Raw genomic sequence first — 16214 nt, 5'->3', positions numbered from 1 at the left:
AATTAAGCCAGAAACCGGGTTTCTGCACAGAAACCCGGTTTCTTCTGCGGTTGCCCCCATATTTTTTCCAGGGTTTTCTTTAGCGTTTCGCTAACTTCTTCGCGTTCATCTTCCGCAGACGAATCGATTCCGGGGTCACTTCCAACAGTTCATCAGAACTGATATATTCTAACGCCCGTTCTAAACTCATATCAATCGGCGTTTGTAGCTGAACTAATTCATCGCCACTAGCCGATCGCATATTCGTCAACTGCTTGGTTTTGCAGACATTCAAATCCAAATCTTGAGCACGATTATGTTCGCCCACAATCATGCCTTTATACACCTTAGTACCGGGAGTAATAAAGAAAACTCCGCGATCTTCAGCGTTTTTCAGGGCATAGAAAGTAGCGGTTCCTTCTTCAAAAGCCACAATCACCCCATTGCGGCGGGTTTCCACATCCCCAGATAAAGGACGATAATCCAAGAAGCTATGGTTCATAATCCCTTCCCCACGGGTGATCCGCAGGAATTCACCCCGGAAACCGATTAATCCCCGTGCGGGAATAGCAAATTCTAGCTGAGTCCGACCCCCAGTAATCACCCGCATATCTTGCATTTCCCCTTTGCGCTGTCCCAAGCGTTCGATGCAAGCACCCACCGCCTCTTCGGGGACATCCAGGACTAAACATTCAAACGGTTCGCAAGGCTGACCGCCAATTTCCCGGTAAATCACCTGGGGCTGGGAAACTTGGAATTCATAACCTTCCCGGCGCATGGTTTCAATCAAAATACCCAGGTGCAGTTCCCCACGACCGGACACTAATAATTTATCTGGGGTGTCCGCTTCTTCCACCCGTAGGGCAACGTTGGTTTCCAGTTCCCGCATTAGGCGATCGCGCAACTGACGGGAAGTAACAAAAGTGCCTTCCTGTCCGGCAAACGGGGAATCATTCACCCAGAAAGTCATCTGTAAAGTAGGTTCATCCACCTTAATCAGTGGCAGGGCTTGGGGTTCATTGGGGCAAGTAATAGTTTCGCCAATATTCGCATCGGCAAAACCCGCCACTGCCACCAAATTACCCGCTGAGGATTCCGCAATTTCCACGCGGCTTAACCCTTCAAAGCCCATCAATTTAGTAATTTTGGCCTTAACAATTGACCCATCTTCTTTCACCAAAGCCGCTTGCTGCCCAGCTTTGATGGTGCCATTGTGAATCCGACCAATCACGATCCGACCGATATATTCGGAATAATCCAAAGTGGTCACTTGTAATTGCAGGGGTTTCGTAGGATCGCCGACCGGGGCTGGGACATGGGCGAGGATTTCCTCAAATAGTGGCTGCATATCCACCCCTTCTTCTTCCAGGTTTTTCTTGGCATATCCATCTAGACCGGAAGCAAATAAATAGGGGAATTCGCACTGATCGTCGTCGGCGCCGAGTTCCAAAAACAGGTCTAAAACCTTATCCACTGCCCCATGAGGTTCAGCGCGAGGGCGGTCAATTTTGTTCACCACCACAATAGGGCGAAGTCCTTTTTCTAAGGCTTTTTTCAGCACAAACCGAGTTTGTGGCATCGGCCCTTCGTTAGCATCAACAATTAGCAAACAACCATCGACCATGCCGAGCACCCGTTCCACTTCACCGCCAAAGTCAGCGTGACCGGGGGTATCCACAATATTAATTAAGGTGTCTTTGTAGCGAACGGCGGTATTTTTGGAGAGAATCGTAATCCCCCGTTCCCGTTCCAGGGGGTTGGAGTCCATGACGCAATCAGGGACGTCTTCCCCTTCACGAAAAATACCAGATTGTTTCAGGAGGGCATCCACCAGAGTGGTTTTGCCGTGATCGACGTGGGCAATGATAGCGACGTTGCGAATGGGAAGACTCATAACTTGCGTCTAGGATAAACGTGATATTAGTTTGTATTCAGCAGAATTTATGAATAATTGTAACAGATCAAGTTGGTAATTTAACCAGATCAATCCTGAGAAATCAGATTTTTTGGTTAAATTTCAGTTTTCTGTCTCGGGGCTGACTTGGTACTCAAGTGAGACGGTTGACCAAGAAACCCTGTTTCTCAAAGATACCTTAGCTAGAATGATATGGCAGAAGCACAACCAAGAGATATTCAACTTTACATCACCCCTGCGGGAAAGATTCCTTTTTCCAAGTGGTTTGATTCTCTCCAAGACGAAAAAGCCAAAACTACGATCGATAGACAAGAAAGCTAGACAAGAAAGCTAGACAAGAAAGCTTTTACACCAGACTGAGTAAACCACACCCGTCGGGGATTAAAATCCCCGCCTCATAGCGCAAGTCGGTTAAAACCGACTAATTATGCTTGTATTTATCAGAATTTCAGTCGGTTTTAACCGACTTTAGCTATTAGCCAGGGAATTCATTCCCTGGCGGTTAATGTGGTTAATGTGGTTAATGTGGTTAATGTGGTTTTTTAATCTAAAAACCGCTGTAAAAAGGGGGCTATTTAGAATATCGGAGTTAAAACTATGAATAAATCTGTATCTTATGATGATTTTTTGATGGCCAAGTTAAAAGATCGCAACTATGCCGTTGGCTATGTGGAAACTCATTTAGAATTAGAAAAAGACGAAGCACCCGACCAGGCAATATTGGCTTTGGCCCTCAAAGATGTTGCTCAAGCATTGGCAGGCGATCGCCTCACCCCAGAAGAAGTTAAAATTCACCTAGAAAAGCTGGAACGATTGCTATCTAATGGTGGCAGTGAGGTGATTTATAATTTAGCTGAATGGCTGCAAGTTGTGGGATTAAAATTAACCGTTAAAGTTGATAATGAACCGGAAAAAATAGATTACCCGGTTACTGACAATGTAGTTACTGAAAATGTCGCAGAAGAATTGGTCAAAACTTAGCTTACAGGGCTTTTCAGATAGATAAACCACATTAACCGCCAGGGAATTAAATCCCGACTGTAGGGGTCAACGGCCGTTGACCCCTACAGTCGGTTAAAACTGACTAAAATTCTTTACGGGTCAAGGGCTGTTATAGGGGCCAACGGTCGTTGACCCCTACCAAGCATGATTAGTCGGTTAAAACCGACTTGCGCTATGAGGCGGGGATTTTAATCCCCGACGGGTGTGGTTTACTTTTTAAGGGGGGGTTGGGAGGATCGATCGCTTATTTTGCCAGATATTTTGCCAGAATTGTCTAATAGCCGATCGCCTCTTGCTGACGACTAACTGCGGATACAGGCGATCGCCAAGTTTCTTGCCAAGGTTCGCCCCCAGTTTCTAGCCCTGCCAAACTACTATTTGCCTGTAAAATAGGCGGAGAATTGGGGGAATTTTTTTCCCATAATCGCAATCTTAAATCACCTTGGGTCGTATCGCGACAACGGAACTGTAAACCATCAACTGTGGGGACTCTGACCAGGGTTCCTGACTGATTCGTCATCCCCTCTAATTCCACTGAATAGTAATCATTAGTTGCGGTCATCCACCAATAACCCCAAGGGGCAACTTCCCAGCTTACTTCTGCATTCCACGGGGCAAATTCATAGAATTTATTTTGATAGTGAATGCCAATGGCTGCTACGGACTCCAGCCACCATAATGCTTGACGTTTTCCCCCGGCAGCAGTTAAAGCTAAATCCGGGTATTTATTAAAGGAATTGCAATGAATCCAAAACCATTTAGAGGGGAAAGAACCGCCCCAATTTTTCTCACTATAAGCGGGGACATGATTAAACTCATAACGCTGGTTATTCCAGGAAATCCAACCTGTAGCCAAACCATGCGCCATTAAAACTTGCCATCCCGGTTCAAAAATCGGCAAAAACGATAAAATTCCCCCGGTTGATAGCTGCCCTCTGGTATCATCGCCCCAGCCATAAACCGGCTGAATTTGATATTCCCAGCAACACCATTGTTTAGTTCTGGGGTCTTGTAATTTGCCCTGATGCCAAGTAGCAGTAACTTGATACCCTTCGGCAAGGGTGGCATTAAATTCCTCCGGGTTTAAATATCTGGGTTTAATATAGTTATTAGAGTTATTCGCCGATGCATTAACTTTTCCCCAATGACCTAAAGCCAAAGATTGGGAGTCAGACCAAAAAGTTTTTACATTGGGAAAAGTTCGGCAAAAATATTGTTCATTAGCCCCCAAAATTTGGGCGCAACCACCAGCATTTGCGGTTCCCCCAGCGGGGTCATCAATGGAATACATGAAGGCAAAACTTTGGCGATGTTCTGGCAAAGTCACGCGAAAATACCAGCCTTCAAAAAAACGGCGATCGCTGCCATCCCAGTGATAGCCACTATGGGGAGTTTGTAGGAAATTTTTCCGTTGAAAAGTTGAAGTAATTGGAGACAAAGACATCCTCCCTAAGTTCTTGATTTGAGTAAATTAATAATATGCAAACTGTTTGATATTTTAATTTATCATATTTTACGTTTTAAATCACAATAGTCTCTGTATTATTTGCTATGATTTGCACAATAGTATTTGCACAGTAGTATTTACACAAAAGATACAGCACTTTTCTATATTATGAGGTACATTATGAGGTTTTGATTCCCCCCGTCCCCCGTCCCCCGTCTGCACGGGGGCAGGCTGCATGGGGGCAGGCTTCGCGCTGGCGTTGCTACAAATACGCAAATACTGCATCTACCGCCTTATCGAGATTAAAATCATACTGGTGGAGTTCTTTTTTGATAGCGTTCTTGATTTTTTTGCCACCAATGCTCAATTGGATTTAAGTCAGGAGAATATTGGGGAACGCGGTTCGGAGGAGAGAGAAGAGAGAAGAGAGAAGAGAGAAGAGAGAAGAGAGAAGAGAGAAGAGAGAAGAGAGAAGAGAGAAGAGAGAAGAGAGAGTTTTCCTCTTTCATAATTCACCTCTTTCATTAGCATCCTGTTGTCTGTAGCAGTAGTTGCCTGTTGCCTGTTCCCTTTGGTAAAAATAATAATTCACAACCCGCATTCTCAATTAATTATCTGACTTTTTTCCTTGATGGAACCGGGCATTATGCCTAATTATGACTTGACCTTTTTTGAGATTGAGTAATAACACTTGTTCTAGCCTTTGTCTCAATTACCTGAGATGTAGAATATCCTTCATACACCATTGGTGCCAAAAACTCTTTTTGACATAAAGCCCCCAATGCGGATTTATTGATTTTATGAACGCTGAACCCGCAATTTATTATCAACCTCTAAACTTAATTCTAAAGTTTGTCCAGCCATCTCTGATAGATTGACATAATTATCAAAAATCCACCGATTTAAAGGTCGTTCTACCAAAGTCTCTAGTAAAGTTTTAATCCGCCGACCGCCAAACAGCAAATTATCTCCGGCTTGCATGGCATCAGTTAACCCGGTTAAAATCGATGCATCAAATTTCAGGAATAACCGATATTTTTCTTGGGATGATGCTTGCAATTGTCCCAAAAACTTCTGACCAATTTGCGTGACAAATTGCGATCGCAACAAGTCGAACACGACAATATTATCTCCTAAGCGGTTCAGTAATTCGGCTCGACCAATGCGGCTGGAAAAATACCAGCTTACTTCCTCACGAAAATGCTGGTTAACTTGGTCATAAGTGTACTGACTCGTCCCCCCATGCTGTACTTGATTCATAATTCCGGGACGAATTAGCGCCCCGGTTTGCGGGTCGGTTAAATCAGAAGCCCCGATATTGCTAGTAAAAATAATTACCGTTTGATTGAAATAAGCCGTCTGCCCTTTACCATCAGTTAAGCGACCATCTTCGAGAACTTGCAGAAACTTGTCCAATACCTTTGGATGTGCTTTTTCAATCTCATCAAATAACAAAATGCTATAGGGATTGGCTAAAACGCGGTTGGTCAATTGTCCCCCTTCTTCATAGCCCACAAAACCCGGAGGAGAACCGGCCAACTTTTCCGCAGCGTGTTCCTCTTTATATTCACTCATATCAAACCGGGCGAAAGCTTCCTCGTCTCCAAAAATCAAACGACTGAGAGATTTGGCTAACTCCGTTTTGCCCACCCCGGTCGGACCGACAAAGAAAAAGACGCCTTTTGGTTTACTGTTGCGTCCGCGAACTTGGCTGAGGCTGATGCCCACCTTCGCTGTGGTCAGCATATCCGTCACCGCTTGAATTGCCCGAGGTTGTCCGATGACTTCTTGGGACAAAGTTTCCGCAGCCCGAGACACTTTTTCCCGGCTGAGTTGTTCAAAGGGTTCGTCTCGCTGTCCGAATTTATAGAAGTCCACTAAGCGCATAGCGTCTCGTTGATTCAAAGGCAGACGGTTTTGAATTGACGTCAGACGCAGGGCTTCTAAGTCCATCGTTTTAAACCCGTCGGTGAGGTCGGCGAATTCTTCGGCCACTTGTTCGAGTTCCGAGGCTTGGTTTGGGTTAGCCGATCGCGCATTTAGCCGATCGCCCTCATAGAAATTTGCCCCAAAGCGCAAAGCAAAATATTTTCGTTCGGCTTTGTTGGGATAGGTGGCTTGGACTAAATTTACATAAGGATTGTTGTTGTAGAACCAGACGGGAACTCGTTTCAAGTCGCTGGCCAAAATTATCACCGTATTGCGGTAGCCTCGAAGTGTTCCTGCTTGGATCGTCGCCGCTTCTAAAGTGCAGCGTTGCAGCAAAATCAGCGCGTTGCGTTCTTCCGTAGCATAGCGATCGGGGTCAGCAGTGAGCATATCTCCCAAATCGATCACTGCGGCGATCGCGGTTTCGGTTTGGCAGAGGACAGAACGCAATTGTCCGAACGCTTCTTCTGGGGGAATGCGGCGATTTAGTTGAGCATTGCCACGTTGTTGCAGAACAGCCCCTGGGTTGCCGCGAGGTGGTGCGATCGCAGGATTACCATTAGGAGCAGGATTAGGATTAGGAGGTTGCAGGTCTGGGGCTGCCCCATGACGATGGCGGAGTTGTTCCTGAGAAATCCGCTGGAACTCTTGCTGCATCTGCGGTTCGGCAAAGGTGAACCCATCAATACTGTCATAGCGGAGGATCAGGTTAAAGTCGAGTTCTTGGAAATAGCTGCTCAGAAAGTCCTGAATAGACAGATAGTTTCCCCGCCATACTAAGGGGTCGTGAATATCACCGTAAAGGAGAATATGACTGCGGCGGTGTAGTTGTTTGTCAAAGTCAGAAATCCAACGAGCGGAAATTAGCGGAAGATTCATAGTGGTGTCCTCGAAACTAGGGGTGTAGGGGCGCAATGCTTGCGCCCGCTTGGTGTATTCAGATTCACGCAGTCCGCGATCGCGAACCCTGACTACGGGGGAGGCTATCCGCTTGGTGAATATTCCGGTTAGGGTCCTTTCCCTCCCATTGCAACTCGCCCATTTGTACCCCAAACTCCGTTTCCAGAATTTTGCCCATTTCATTCAGCACCGCTTCGGCTTCATCGCAGGTTGCCGCCGAACCCCCACCCACAGCCGCTTCCGTACTCTTGCTATAGCCCTCCACATCGTAGAAAACTTCCCCTTCCACGGGAATGCTAACGCTAATACCTTTCCCCGCATAGGTGGCCGCGCCCAAAATTACCGCACTGGCAGGGTTATCGGGATGTTCCGCTTGGCGGGCGAGAATGCTAAAACCCAGAGACTCTAAGCTTTGGGCGATACTATCGGCAATGTAGTCCCGTTGGTCTGCTTTAAGTTGGGCGGCGTTGGCAGTTTTAATCGTATTTTGGCTTTGCTGTTGGCAAGTGGCCAGAATTTCACCCACTACCTCGAACTGTTCCGAGGTAATCCCTTGTGTTGCCGCCGCGATTTGACTTTCCAGTTGCGCGACTTCTTGGGGCTGCCACCGCATCACTACCGGGTCTGCTTGCAGTCCGGCAATCAGGGCTTGCAAGTCTCCTAACTGTTGTTCTGCTTGGGCTTGGCGTCGTTGCCACTCAGCGCGGCGCTCGGTCACTCGTTGGCGATGTTGTGCCAGGGCTTGTTCTGCCGCTTGCAGGGGTTGTCGGACTGCGATCGGGTTGCCAGTTTGGATGAATTGCTTGACATTTTGCAGCTTTTGTGCTATATCAGCTTCAGACTGGGGGGCAAACTTAGCCCCATCGGGAATTTGCCCCAGTTGCCGTTGCAACTCTTCCAGGGCAAACTGTTGCCGGTCCAGTTCCGCTTGGCGCTTTTTCTCCTCATCATCGCGCCGTTTTTGGGCAATATGAACCTGCATTTCCTGTTGCAATTGTTCCAGATGCTGAGAAATTTCTTGTAAAGTCGGTTCGGACTGGGCTGTCTGGATCTTTTGCTGATGCTGTTGCAGTTGTTGTTGCAGAGTTTGGGCTGCCTTGGGATACAGGTTAGCTTGTTGTTGGGACAATTCAGCCTGAAACTTTTGCGCCTGTTCCCGCACTTTAGTCCGACGATTTTCTAGGCGACGTTGCTTTTCCCGGGCTGCCGCTTCTTGGCGGCGCCGTTCTTCTTCTGCTGCCCGTTCTCGGCGATCGCGTTCCAGTTTTTCTTGGCGTTGGCGGTCTAGTTCCGCACTGGAATATTTAGGGCTACCACTCATGGGAGTTTCTCCTTATATATAGTGTTGATGCAGAAACCCGGTTTCTAGGGTTATCTCCAGACTAAGGTTGGTTGGGGAAAAACTCCATAGGAGAAGAATGTCAGGAATATGGAATTTACATGGAATTTGATAGGATAGTAATTAGCTCAAAGTCATGGCAAAAATGCGATCGCCGGAGCATATTGGCTAAAACATGAAAAAAATCAGGTAAGTAGACTGGCAGAAATAAATGCACCACAGACCCCATTAGAAGAAAAACTGTCATTCCCGCGCAGGCGGGAATCCACAGCCTATCGGCGGGGAACGAAAAGAGCAATTAATTATGTTCACCTACTTATAATTACGGAGAAAATTAACAATGAATTTAGAGCAAGCCGTTTTAGATAAGTTGCAGACATTGCCCCCAGATAAGCAACAAGAAGTTTTAGATTTTGCTGAGTTTCTTCAACAAAAAATCATTTCTAAAAAACCTCGGAAAAGTGTTAAAGGAATGTGGAATAATTTAGATATCAATATTACGGAAGCAGATATCGCCCAAGCTAGAAAGGAAATGTGGGGAAATTTTCCCAGAGAGGATTTTTAATGACAGCCGTTGTCGCTGACACTCATACAATTATCTGGTAAGTAGGTGAACATAATTAATTGCACTTTTCGTTCCCCGCCGATAGGCTGTGGATTCCCGCCTTCGCGGGAATGACAGTTTTTTTCTCATTGGGTCTGTGGTGCATTTATTTCTGCCCACCTACTTATTTGCGCGATCATACTCGATTATCGCCAGCCGCTATGAATGCTTTAGATACTGCATCTACAGGAGGATATCTGATTTATGTATCAGCGATTTCTGTGGTAGAAGTAGGCTATCTAGTGGAAAGATATCGATTGCCAGAAGAGGCATTTGGGCAACTAATTCAGGCTTTATCCGATGCGGAGACTGAATTAGAAATAGCCCCTTTAAATTTAATAACAGCACAAACTTTGCGTCAGATTCCCCGCCATCTAGTGCCAGATATGCCTGATAGGATTATTGCCGCCACTGCGTTATCTTTGAATCTTCCCTTAGTCACTCGCGACGCGCAAATTCAATCCTTAACTAATATTCAGACAATTTGGTAAGTAGGATGGGCAAGATTCCATTCTCGTTCCCAGGCTGGAGCCTGGGAACGAGGAAAAATATTAAATGTAGGGGCGTTCTCGCATTCGCCCCTACAATATCTGGTGATTTGGCATCTGTAGGGGCGCAATGCTTGCGCCCAAATTAACCTCGAAATCGTAGCAATAATTTTTGATGCTTGGTATAACTTGGTAAGTAGGTGAACATAATTAATTGCACTTTTCGTTCCCCGCCGATAGGCTGTGGATTCCCGCCTGCGCGGGAATGACAGTTTTTCTCCCGATCTGGTCTGTGGTGCATTTATTTCTGCCCACCTACTTATAACCAGCCCTCGCGAGGCAGAGCCTCTCGACTGGCATTCCCAGGCTGGAGCCTGGGAACGAGGAAAACGAACGAGGAAAACGAGGAAAAATATTAAATGTAGGGGCGTTCTCGCATTCGCCCCTACGCTTGGGCGCGGGTCAGATCGTGGTTCAGTAAGAAAGAAAACCGCTGTAAGGCTTTGATTCATTTGCCCACCCTACGATCTTAATTTCCATGCAGTTACCATAAGACTGGCATCTTCCTGTCATTCCGCCACTGCTGACAAAATGCCAGACTACGAATAGCAACATTTAAAACATCTTTCAGGCTTATGACACCGCAAACCACCTTACGCATTTTTCGTCGAGAAGCCCCCGTGGGAGTATTGGGACCCGGACAACGAGCGGTTATCTGGGTTCAAGGCTGTGCTTTCGCTTGTCCCGGTTGTATCGTTCCCGAATCTTGGGATCATAACGGTGGCGAAGAAATTACCCTGGGGGAACTGGCTGACTGGGTATTGGGGCAACCGCACATCGAAGGCATTACCTTATCTGGGGGCGAACCGATGATCCAAGCAGGGGCTTTAACTCAGTTAATCGATCTGATTCGCCAAGAACGGGATTTAGGAGTAATGTGCTATACGGGATATCGACTGGAAGCACTTCAACAACAGGGAATCAACTCCCAAAGACAATTGTTGCAAAAAATTGATTTACTGGTAGATGGGACATATATTCAGTCCCAACACGATGACCTATTGTGGCGGGGTTCTCGGAATCAGCGTTTGCTCTGCTTGACCCCACGGTATCGAGTCACGGTGGCAGAACGTTTGGCGGCTGGGGACAACTCAGCGGGACTCACCTTTGTGTCTGGAAGCAATGGGGAGGTTTATTTTACTGGCGTGCCGGGGATGCCTCAATTTCGCCAACAGTTCGAGGCACAAATGCAAAAACGCGGAATTATCATTCGGGTTTAGAAAAATGAATCAAGCTGAACTGCTATACAAAGTGTTCGTAGGAGAGGTAATCAAAGACCTGTACCATTTAAGAAAAGTGCTCGGCGCCGGGAGCTTTGGGGGCGTTTTTCTGGCCGATGAAGTAGTCCGAGACCGGCTGCTGCGAGAATTGGCGATTAAGTTGATTGCCGACGACAGCGAGGCTGGGCAGAACCCCCCCAACCCCCCCAACCCCCCCAACCCCCCCAACCCCCCCTTAGTAAGGGGGGGCAAGGGGGGGTTGAACGAGCAACTTGAGGAACTGATTGAAGCGGTTAGTTTAGACCATCCTAATTTAATCCGCTCTTATGCAGCAGGAGATTGCCAGTTAAATGGGATTGACTTTCTTTATTTAGTGATGGAAAAAGCCGAATATTCCCTAGAGAAGCGCCTAGAACAGGGCAAGCTGTCCGTGGCCGATACGAAAAAATTGGCTGGGGATGTGGCGGCGGGGTTGGTTTACCTGCACGGTCAAAATAAAGTGCATCGGGATTTGAAGCCGGGAAATGTTCTCTGGCTGAACAATACCTGGAAATTGTCTGATTTTGGTTTAGTGCGGAGTTTGGGCACTCAGAGTTATGCCCAAACTGCCAACCCTATTGGCACTCTTGCCTATACGCCCCCGGAAGCATTCGGCGATCGAGGTAAGATTTCTACGGCTTGGGATGTTTGGTCTCTGGGAATTATGGTGGTGAATGCGGTTAGCGGACAAGTTCCTTATAGTTTTGAGGGACAAACTCAGTTGCTCAAGCAGGTGATGACTGGTAATTTAGTTTTGCCAAATAATATTCCCTCAGAGTTAGAGCCAATTGTCCGGGGCTGTTTGCAAGAGGACAGACGGCAACGGTGGACGGCTGAACGGGTACTAGAGGCGCTGAAACCACCTGTCATTCCCGCGCAGGCGGGAATCCACTCTCCTGTCATTCCCGCGCAGAGAATCGATCCTCCTGTCATTCCCGCGCAGGCGGGAATCCACTCTCCTGTCATTCCCGCGCAGGCGGGAATCCATCCTCCTGTCATTCCCGCGCAGGCGGGAATCCACTCTCCTGTCATTCCCGCGCAGGCGGGAATCCACTCTCCTGTCATTCCCGCGCAGGCGGGAATCCACTCTCCTGTCATTCCCGCGCAGGCGGGAATCCACTGGAAAACATTCTCCTACGCTGTAGTAAAACTCGACCCCCAAGGCAATATCAGCAGCCGCAACCAGGGCAGCAACCAAGGCTATATCGAACGCATCAACGGCGTGGAGTTTCCCCTGCTGAGAATTCCCTCTGGCAGCTTCTTGATGGGTTCCCCGGATAAAGAATTGGAATATCACAACAGTCAATGTCCGCAACATCAAGTCAGGATCGCGGAATTTTGCCTGGGGCAAACTCAAGTTACCCAGGCTCAATGGCGGGTGGTGGCTAATTTGCCGAAAATTCACCGCGACCTCGACCCCGACCCGTCATTCTTCAAAGGGGACAACTGCCCCGTAGAACAGGTCAGTTGGTACGACTGTATCGAATTCTGTGCGCGGTTGAGTCAGAAAACAGGGAAAAACTACCGTCTGCCCAGCGAGGCAGAATGGGAATATGCCTGTCGTGCTGGGACTACTACGCCCTTTCATTTTGGGGAAACTATTTCCACAGAAGTGGCTAACTACGACGGCGACCATACTTACGGCAGGGGTCAGCAAGGGGTTCTTCGGGGAGAGACTATTCCGGTGGGTAGCCTGAATGCGGCGAATGCTTGGGGTTTGCACGATATGCATGGGAATGTGTGGGAATGGTGTTTAGATGATTGGCATGACAGCTATACTGGCGCCCCCACTGATGGTCGTCCGTGGCTAGATAATAATGATAATGATTATCAAACTATTTTTGGTCGAATTATTTCTAGTGTTTTACCTAAAAATAAGAATGATAATGATTATCATTTTGGGAATTGGCAAAATTTACTGAAAAAATTTCTGGAACATAAAAAAAATAAGCTGTTGCGTGGCGGATACTGGTTCTACGATCCCGGGTATTGCCGTTCGGCGCATCGTTTCTCCCGCGATCCGGGCGTTCGGAATCACAATATTGGCTTCCGTATTGGGATCTCCCTGCCGAGAACTTAATTTCCCTCTACTCTTTTTCCCTCTTTCCCTCTTGGCGCTTCGCGCCTTTTTTTTTTGAGCTTTTTTCAGTTTATTGCTAGTTGGTAATTAAGTATATGTAATTAAGTATGAGAAGTTTTGACTTTAAATCAATAAGATAGAGTCGGATAATCTTTCGATGTACTACTAAAATATCCGACTCCGGTTGATGTTTGGATACCCTTCGGGTTCGCCCTACGGGTTCGTCAGTTGCTCTACTTGGGGAGACACGCCACTTGCTCTACTTGGGGAGACCCCAAGACCGCAGTGGCTCACCGTCACCGATATCTCTGGGATGGAACTGAACTTTTCGATCGCACGCTTGTTGAATTCCCATTCAACAACTCTGGCAGTTGAAAAGTGCTCGGCAGGGAGATCCCAATACGGAAGCCAATATTGTGATTCCGATTGCCCGGATCGTGGTAGTTACGATGCGCCGAACGGCAATTCCTGGGATTGTTGTACCAGTTTCCGCCACGCAACAGCTAAAATCGTCCATCCCGTGTTTGTATTATAAGCTAATTCGCCAGTTAAAACAAGCCTGTTGTAGGGTGGGCAAATGAATCAAATCCTTAAATTATTGCTAAGTCTAAAAAATTTGCCCACCAAACCAGATAACTTAGTTAAGGCAAGTCATCGAGAGGAGCAAATAGCTTTTGTTGTAATCGCCAAGTATCGCCGTGGTTTAAGTGCGCTTGCCAACTAGCTACGGAACTTTTTAAAGTAGGGCGATCGATTTCACCTTGGCGATATTGTTCTAGGCGATATTTTAGTTTACGGCGACCCCGTTTTAGACTTTTAGAGCAAATACGAATGCGATCGGGCATAATTCTAAAACCCAGAAAATTTGCTCCATGACGGGTTTCAAATAGCTGACTTTTAATCGGATGAATTTTTAGACGCAAAGTGGCTAAGTATTCCTCGATCGCAACTCGCGCATCCATTAAAAAATGCCGGTCATCAGAAAACAAGGCAAAATCGTCAACATAGCGTAAATATTTGCGAACTTTCAACTGCTCTTTGAGATAGCGATCGAAACCATTAAGATAAATATTGGCAAAAAATTGACTGGTTAAATTGCCGATGGGTAAACCACAAGGTCGCATTAAGGGAGTGAGAAGATCGTCTCCGGGAAAATAATGCACGATGGGTTCTTGGTCATTGCCGTTGTCAATGATTAAATCAATCAGCCATAGGGTATCGTGACATTTAATTTTTCGGCGAATTAAGGACTTTAATATTTCGCGATCGATAGTGGGAAAATATTTCCGAATATCGCATTGGAGAATATAACGACTGGAGCGGAAGAACTGAGTAAATCGTTTGACAGCGCGATGGGTGCCAAAACCGACTCGGTTGGAGTAGGAGTCAGGGATAAAAGTGGGTTCAAATATCGGCACAATAATATTACAAAGAGCATGATGAATAACGCGATCGCGATAGGGAGCAGCAGAAATCAGCCGTTTTTTTGGCTCAAAAATATGAAAAGCCTTGTACTTGCTCGGTTGATAAGTTTTGGTTTGTAATTCCTGTTGCAGTTGAATGAGGTTTGTTTCTAAGTTATCATTAAACTTAAGAACATTTTCGCGAAATCGTTTATTTTTTTGGGCTTGACGGGCTGCTTGAAGTAAATTATCAAAATTAGTGACATTTGGCCAGAGATTGTTGAAAGATTTCATGGGTTTGATAGAATTTTTACCTGGGTAAAAATGGTTAATGAATTTTTTTTGGAAATGAATCTTTTTGTTGAGCAATCCAACCACCAAGATCGCTGCCAATAATATCAATTAGTTTTACCGCATATTCATACCGTTGGCTAGAAAATAGCTTGAAATCTAGTAGCAGACGAGTTTGATAGCGTAAAACCGAGATTTTGGGATTTAAACTCCGCAACAATTCTAGTTTATTGGATGAATATCGAGCAATAATCAGAGATTCAAGCAAGTCGTAAAGTCCATCAACGATTCGACTTCCTAATGCCATTTTATGGTCGCGAGGCAATTTGTTGAGCAGGGGAATATACCATTGAATTAGATCGTAGGTTTTTTGGATAATGGGTAATTCTTCCATAAGCTGATAATTTAGTTGTTGCCTTTTAGTGTTTTCACGAATTACCTCACTACCATTCAGATTGAATTTTTAATAAATAACCCATACGTCGGATAGTGACTAATGCTGCTTCTGCATCATTTATATTACTATATTCTTCTAATAATTTACGAATATCGCGGGCTAATCCATTGACTTCTAAAGCAGTGCGTCCTTCCGCGTCTAGCCCGTTGCCCCACACCGCAGAAATCAGTTCTTGATATTCACAAACAATGGGTTCTCCTTGATTATCTAAATTTTTTTGTGCCATATATCGCAGCATGGCATTTACTTGGGGACGGCAGGGAATTGCGGTGCGTTCTGTGCCAATTTGATGATACAAGGTAGCTTGAGAGATTTTGTAAATAAATCTGCTGGTTTCTAATGGCTTTTTCGGTAATTCCGCTAATTCTGCCGATGGTTTTACGATCTTAGTTTTATATTTGTTGGTGGCATTGGGGTCGAAAAACGTGATTTTCCAGTGGTGAATTAAAATCGCTGATTCCGGTTTCAGGGCGATGGTTTTTTGGTGAATGTCTTCTCGGTTTTCGCCCCATTCCACGATGGTGCCATTGGTGCTATTATCAGTTAATAACCATTGTCCCGCTTCTCGATATAAAATACAGTGCTTGATGCGGGTAATGAGACTATTTGGATCTTCGGATAAAGATATGTCATTATCAGAAAGTCGGCCAATGGTGTAGTGGGTGTCACGGAGTTCGAGTTTTTTTTCTTCGCCACTGGGGGATTGAATGATGAGGTAGGGAATTAAGTCTGCCATTGTGGTTGGACGGGCACGTCGGGGCTAGGATTTTTTTTCCTATTTTATCAGTAAGCCCCCCCTTAGTAAGGGGGGGTTGGGGGGGTTTTTTCGGGTTTTTCTGACACGAGGCAGAGCCTCCAGAGAAGCATTCCCAGTCAGAGCCTGGGAACGAGAGATAACGAAGGACACGGCTGGATCGAAACCACAGAGACACAGAGGACACAAAGAGAGATTTTGGGGAGATTTTGGAGAGATTTTGTCGATCGAGAATGTTTTAAGAAGGGAACAAGGATATGGCAGGAGGACAGGGCAGTGCTAATAGCGCAAATGCTTTGCCCCTACA

At 46.1% G+C, this 16214-nt stretch carries 16 protein-coding genes; 8 read left to right on the top strand and 8 right to left on the bottom strand.

The window, feature by feature from the left end; all coding sequences use genetic code 11:
• Positions 1-79 precede the first annotated feature (79 nt).
• Positions 80-1873, bottom strand: a complete 1794-nt coding sequence (gene typA / locus AM228_RS17540; protein ID WP_054467597.1) for a translational GTPase TypA — start codon at positions 1871-1873, stop codon at positions 80-82.
• Between the two features lie 213 nt (positions 1874-2086).
• Between typA and AM228_RS36265 the strand changes: the two genes are divergently transcribed.
• Complete coding sequence (locus AM228_RS36265) at positions 2087-2215, top strand: hypothetical protein (protein ID WP_255353219.1); 129 nt, start codon at positions 2087-2089, stop codon at positions 2213-2215.
• A 276-nt stretch (positions 2216-2491) separates the two neighbouring features.
• Positions 2492-2875 carry a DNA-binding protein gene (locus AM228_RS17535; RefSeq protein ID WP_054467595.1) on the top strand — a complete coding sequence of 128 codons (384 nt, stop codon included), beginning with the start codon at positions 2492-2494 and terminating at the stop codon, positions 2873-2875.
• A gap of 295 nt (positions 2876-3170) precedes the next feature.
• Here the strand turns inward: AM228_RS17535 and AM228_RS17530 are convergent, their stop codons facing one another.
• A complete protein-coding gene (locus AM228_RS17530; RefSeq protein ID WP_231636844.1) occupies positions 3171-4325 on the bottom strand; it encodes a tocopherol cyclase family protein in 1155 nt (384 codons plus the stop codon).
• 253 nt (positions 4326-4578) lie between these two features.
• On the opposite strand from AM228_RS17530, the gene AM228_RS35375 reads away from it, so the two are divergent.
• Positions 4579-4854, top strand: a complete 276-nt coding sequence (locus tag AM228_RS35375; RefSeq protein ID WP_054467591.1) for a hypothetical protein — start codon at positions 4579-4581, stop codon at positions 4852-4854.
• Positions 4855-5141: 287 nt separating this feature from the next.
• Here the strand turns inward: AM228_RS35375 and AM228_RS17520 are convergent, their stop codons facing one another.
• The 3 genes from AM228_RS17520 to AM228_RS32915 all read right to left on the bottom strand — a co-directional run bounded on the left by AM228_RS17520 (position 5142) and on the right by AM228_RS32915 (position 8758).
• Positions 5142-7151 (bottom strand): AAA family ATPase, encoded by a 2010-nt coding sequence (locus AM228_RS17520; RefSeq protein WP_054467590.1) that lies wholly within the window; start codon positions 7149-7151, stop codon positions 5142-5144.
• 64 nt (positions 7152-7215) lie between these two features.
• Positions 7216-8493 (bottom strand): hypothetical protein, encoded by a 1278-nt coding sequence (locus AM228_RS17515; RefSeq protein WP_054467588.1) that lies wholly within the window; start codon positions 8491-8493, stop codon positions 7216-7218.
• A 115-nt stretch (positions 8494-8608) separates the two neighbouring features.
• Positions 8609-8758: a hypothetical protein gene (locus AM228_RS32915; RefSeq protein ID WP_156331865.1), complete on the bottom strand. Its 150-nt coding sequence runs from the start codon at positions 8756-8758 to the stop codon at positions 8609-8611.
• A 93-nt stretch (positions 8759-8851) separates the two neighbouring features.
• On the opposite strand from AM228_RS32915, the gene AM228_RS17510 reads away from it, so the two are divergent.
• The 5 genes from AM228_RS17510 (at position 8852) to AM228_RS17490 (ending at position 13583) form a co-directional block, all read left to right on the top strand.
• The gene (locus tag AM228_RS17510; protein WP_054467586.1) at positions 8852-9076 is read left to right on the top strand and encodes a DUF2281 domain-containing protein; all 225 of its coding nucleotides are present in this window, start codon (positions 8852-8854) and stop codon (positions 9074-9076) included.
• Between the two features lie 200 nt (positions 9077-9276).
• Complete coding sequence (locus tag AM228_RS17505) at positions 9277-9606, top strand: type II toxin-antitoxin system VapC family toxin (protein WP_231636840.1); 330 nt, start codon at positions 9277-9279, stop codon at positions 9604-9606.
• A 632-nt stretch (positions 9607-10238) separates the two neighbouring features.
• A complete protein-coding gene (locus AM228_RS17500; RefSeq protein ID WP_054467582.1) occupies positions 10239-10883 on the top strand; it encodes a 4Fe-4S single cluster domain-containing protein in 645 nt (214 codons plus the stop codon).
• Positions 10884-10887: 4 nt separating this feature from the next.
• Entirely contained in the window at positions 10888-13002 is a 2115-nt protein-coding gene (locus tag AM228_RS35370; RefSeq protein ID WP_072160818.1) for an SUMF1/EgtB/PvdO family nonheme iron enzyme, read from the top strand.
• A gap of 371 nt (positions 13003-13373) precedes the next feature.
• The gene (locus AM228_RS17490; RefSeq protein ID WP_054467580.1) at positions 13374-13583 is read left to right on the top strand and encodes a hypothetical protein; all 210 of its coding nucleotides are present in this window, start codon (positions 13374-13376) and stop codon (positions 13581-13583) included.
• Between the two features lie 60 nt (positions 13584-13643).
• Here AM228_RS17490 and AM228_RS17485 read toward each other — a convergent pair whose 3' ends face one another.
• Genes AM228_RS17485 through AM228_RS17475 form a run of 3 tightly spaced genes read right to left on the bottom strand, consistent with a single transcriptional unit; the run spans position 13644 to position 15889 of the window.
• On the bottom strand, positions 13644-14699 hold the full coding sequence (locus AM228_RS17485; protein WP_054467579.1) for a reverse transcriptase domain-containing protein: 1056 nt from the start codon (positions 14697-14699) through the stop codon (positions 13644-13646).
• Positions 14700-14733: 34 nt separating this feature from the next.
• The gene (gene avd / locus AM228_RS17480) at positions 14734-15090 is read right to left on the bottom strand and encodes a diversity-generating retroelement protein Avd (RefSeq protein ID WP_054467577.1); all 357 of its coding nucleotides are present in this window, start codon (positions 15088-15090) and stop codon (positions 14734-14736) included.
• A 49-nt stretch (positions 15091-15139) separates the two neighbouring features.
• Positions 15140-15889 carry an FHA domain-containing protein gene (locus AM228_RS17475; RefSeq protein ID WP_054467575.1) on the bottom strand — a complete coding sequence of 250 codons (750 nt, stop codon included), beginning with the start codon at positions 15887-15889 and terminating at the stop codon, positions 15140-15142.
• Positions 15890-16214: the final 325 nt, after the last annotated feature.

This window comes from Planktothricoides sp. SR001 (assembly GCF_001276715.1).
In the GTDB taxonomy this organism is placed as follows: Bacteria; Cyanobacteriota; Cyanobacteriia; order Cyanobacteriales; family Laspinemataceae; genus Planktothricoides; species Planktothricoides raciborskii.
Note: the sequence above shows the minus strand (reverse complement) of the source record. Positions and strands in the feature narration are given on the sequence as shown.

Coding starts and splice junctions, on each gene's coding strand:
- AM228_RS35370 (WP_072160818.1), top strand. CDS start 10,888: ATGAATCAAGCTGAACTGCTATACAAAGTGTTCGTAGGAGAGGTAATC.
- AM228_RS17515 (WP_054467588.1), bottom strand. CDS start 8,493: ATGAGTGGTAGCCCTAAATATTCCAGTGCGGAACTAGACCGCCAACGC.
- AM228_RS17520 (WP_054467590.1), bottom strand. CDS start 7,151: ATGAATCTTCCGCTAATTTCCGCTCGTTGGATTTCTGACTTTGACAAA.
- avd (WP_054467577.1), bottom strand. CDS start 15,090: ATGGAAGAATTACCCATTATCCAAAAAACCTACGATCTAATTCAATGG.
- AM228_RS17535 (WP_054467595.1), top strand. CDS start 2,492: ATGAATAAATCTGTATCTTATGATGATTTTTTGATGGCCAAGTTAAAA.
- AM228_RS17485 (WP_054467579.1), bottom strand. CDS start 14,699: ATGAAATCTTTCAACAATCTCTGGCCAAATGTCACTAATTTTGATAAT.
- AM228_RS36265 (WP_255353219.1), top strand. CDS start 2,087: ATGGCAGAAGCACAACCAAGAGATATTCAACTTTACATCACCCCTGCG.
- AM228_RS17500 (WP_054467582.1), top strand. CDS start 10,239: ATGACACCGCAAACCACCTTACGCATTTTTCGTCGAGAAGCCCCCGTG.
- AM228_RS17510 (WP_054467586.1), top strand. CDS start 8,852: ATGAATTTAGAGCAAGCCGTTTTAGATAAGTTGCAGACATTGCCCCCA.
- AM228_RS32915 (WP_156331865.1), bottom strand. CDS start 8,758: ATGACAGTTTTTCTTCTAATGGGGTCTGTGGTGCATTTATTTCTGCCA.
- AM228_RS35375 (WP_054467591.1), top strand. CDS start 4,579: ATGGGGGCAGGCTTCGCGCTGGCGTTGCTACAAATACGCAAATACTGC.
- typA (WP_054467597.1), bottom strand. CDS start 1,873: ATGAGTCTTCCCATTCGCAACGTCGCTATCATTGCCCACGTCGATCAC.
- AM228_RS17475 (WP_054467575.1), bottom strand. CDS start 15,889: ATGGCAGACTTAATTCCCTACCTCATCATTCAATCCCCCAGTGGCGAA.
- AM228_RS17505 (WP_231636840.1), top strand. CDS start 9,277: ATGAATGCTTTAGATACTGCATCTACAGGAGGATATCTGATTTATGTA.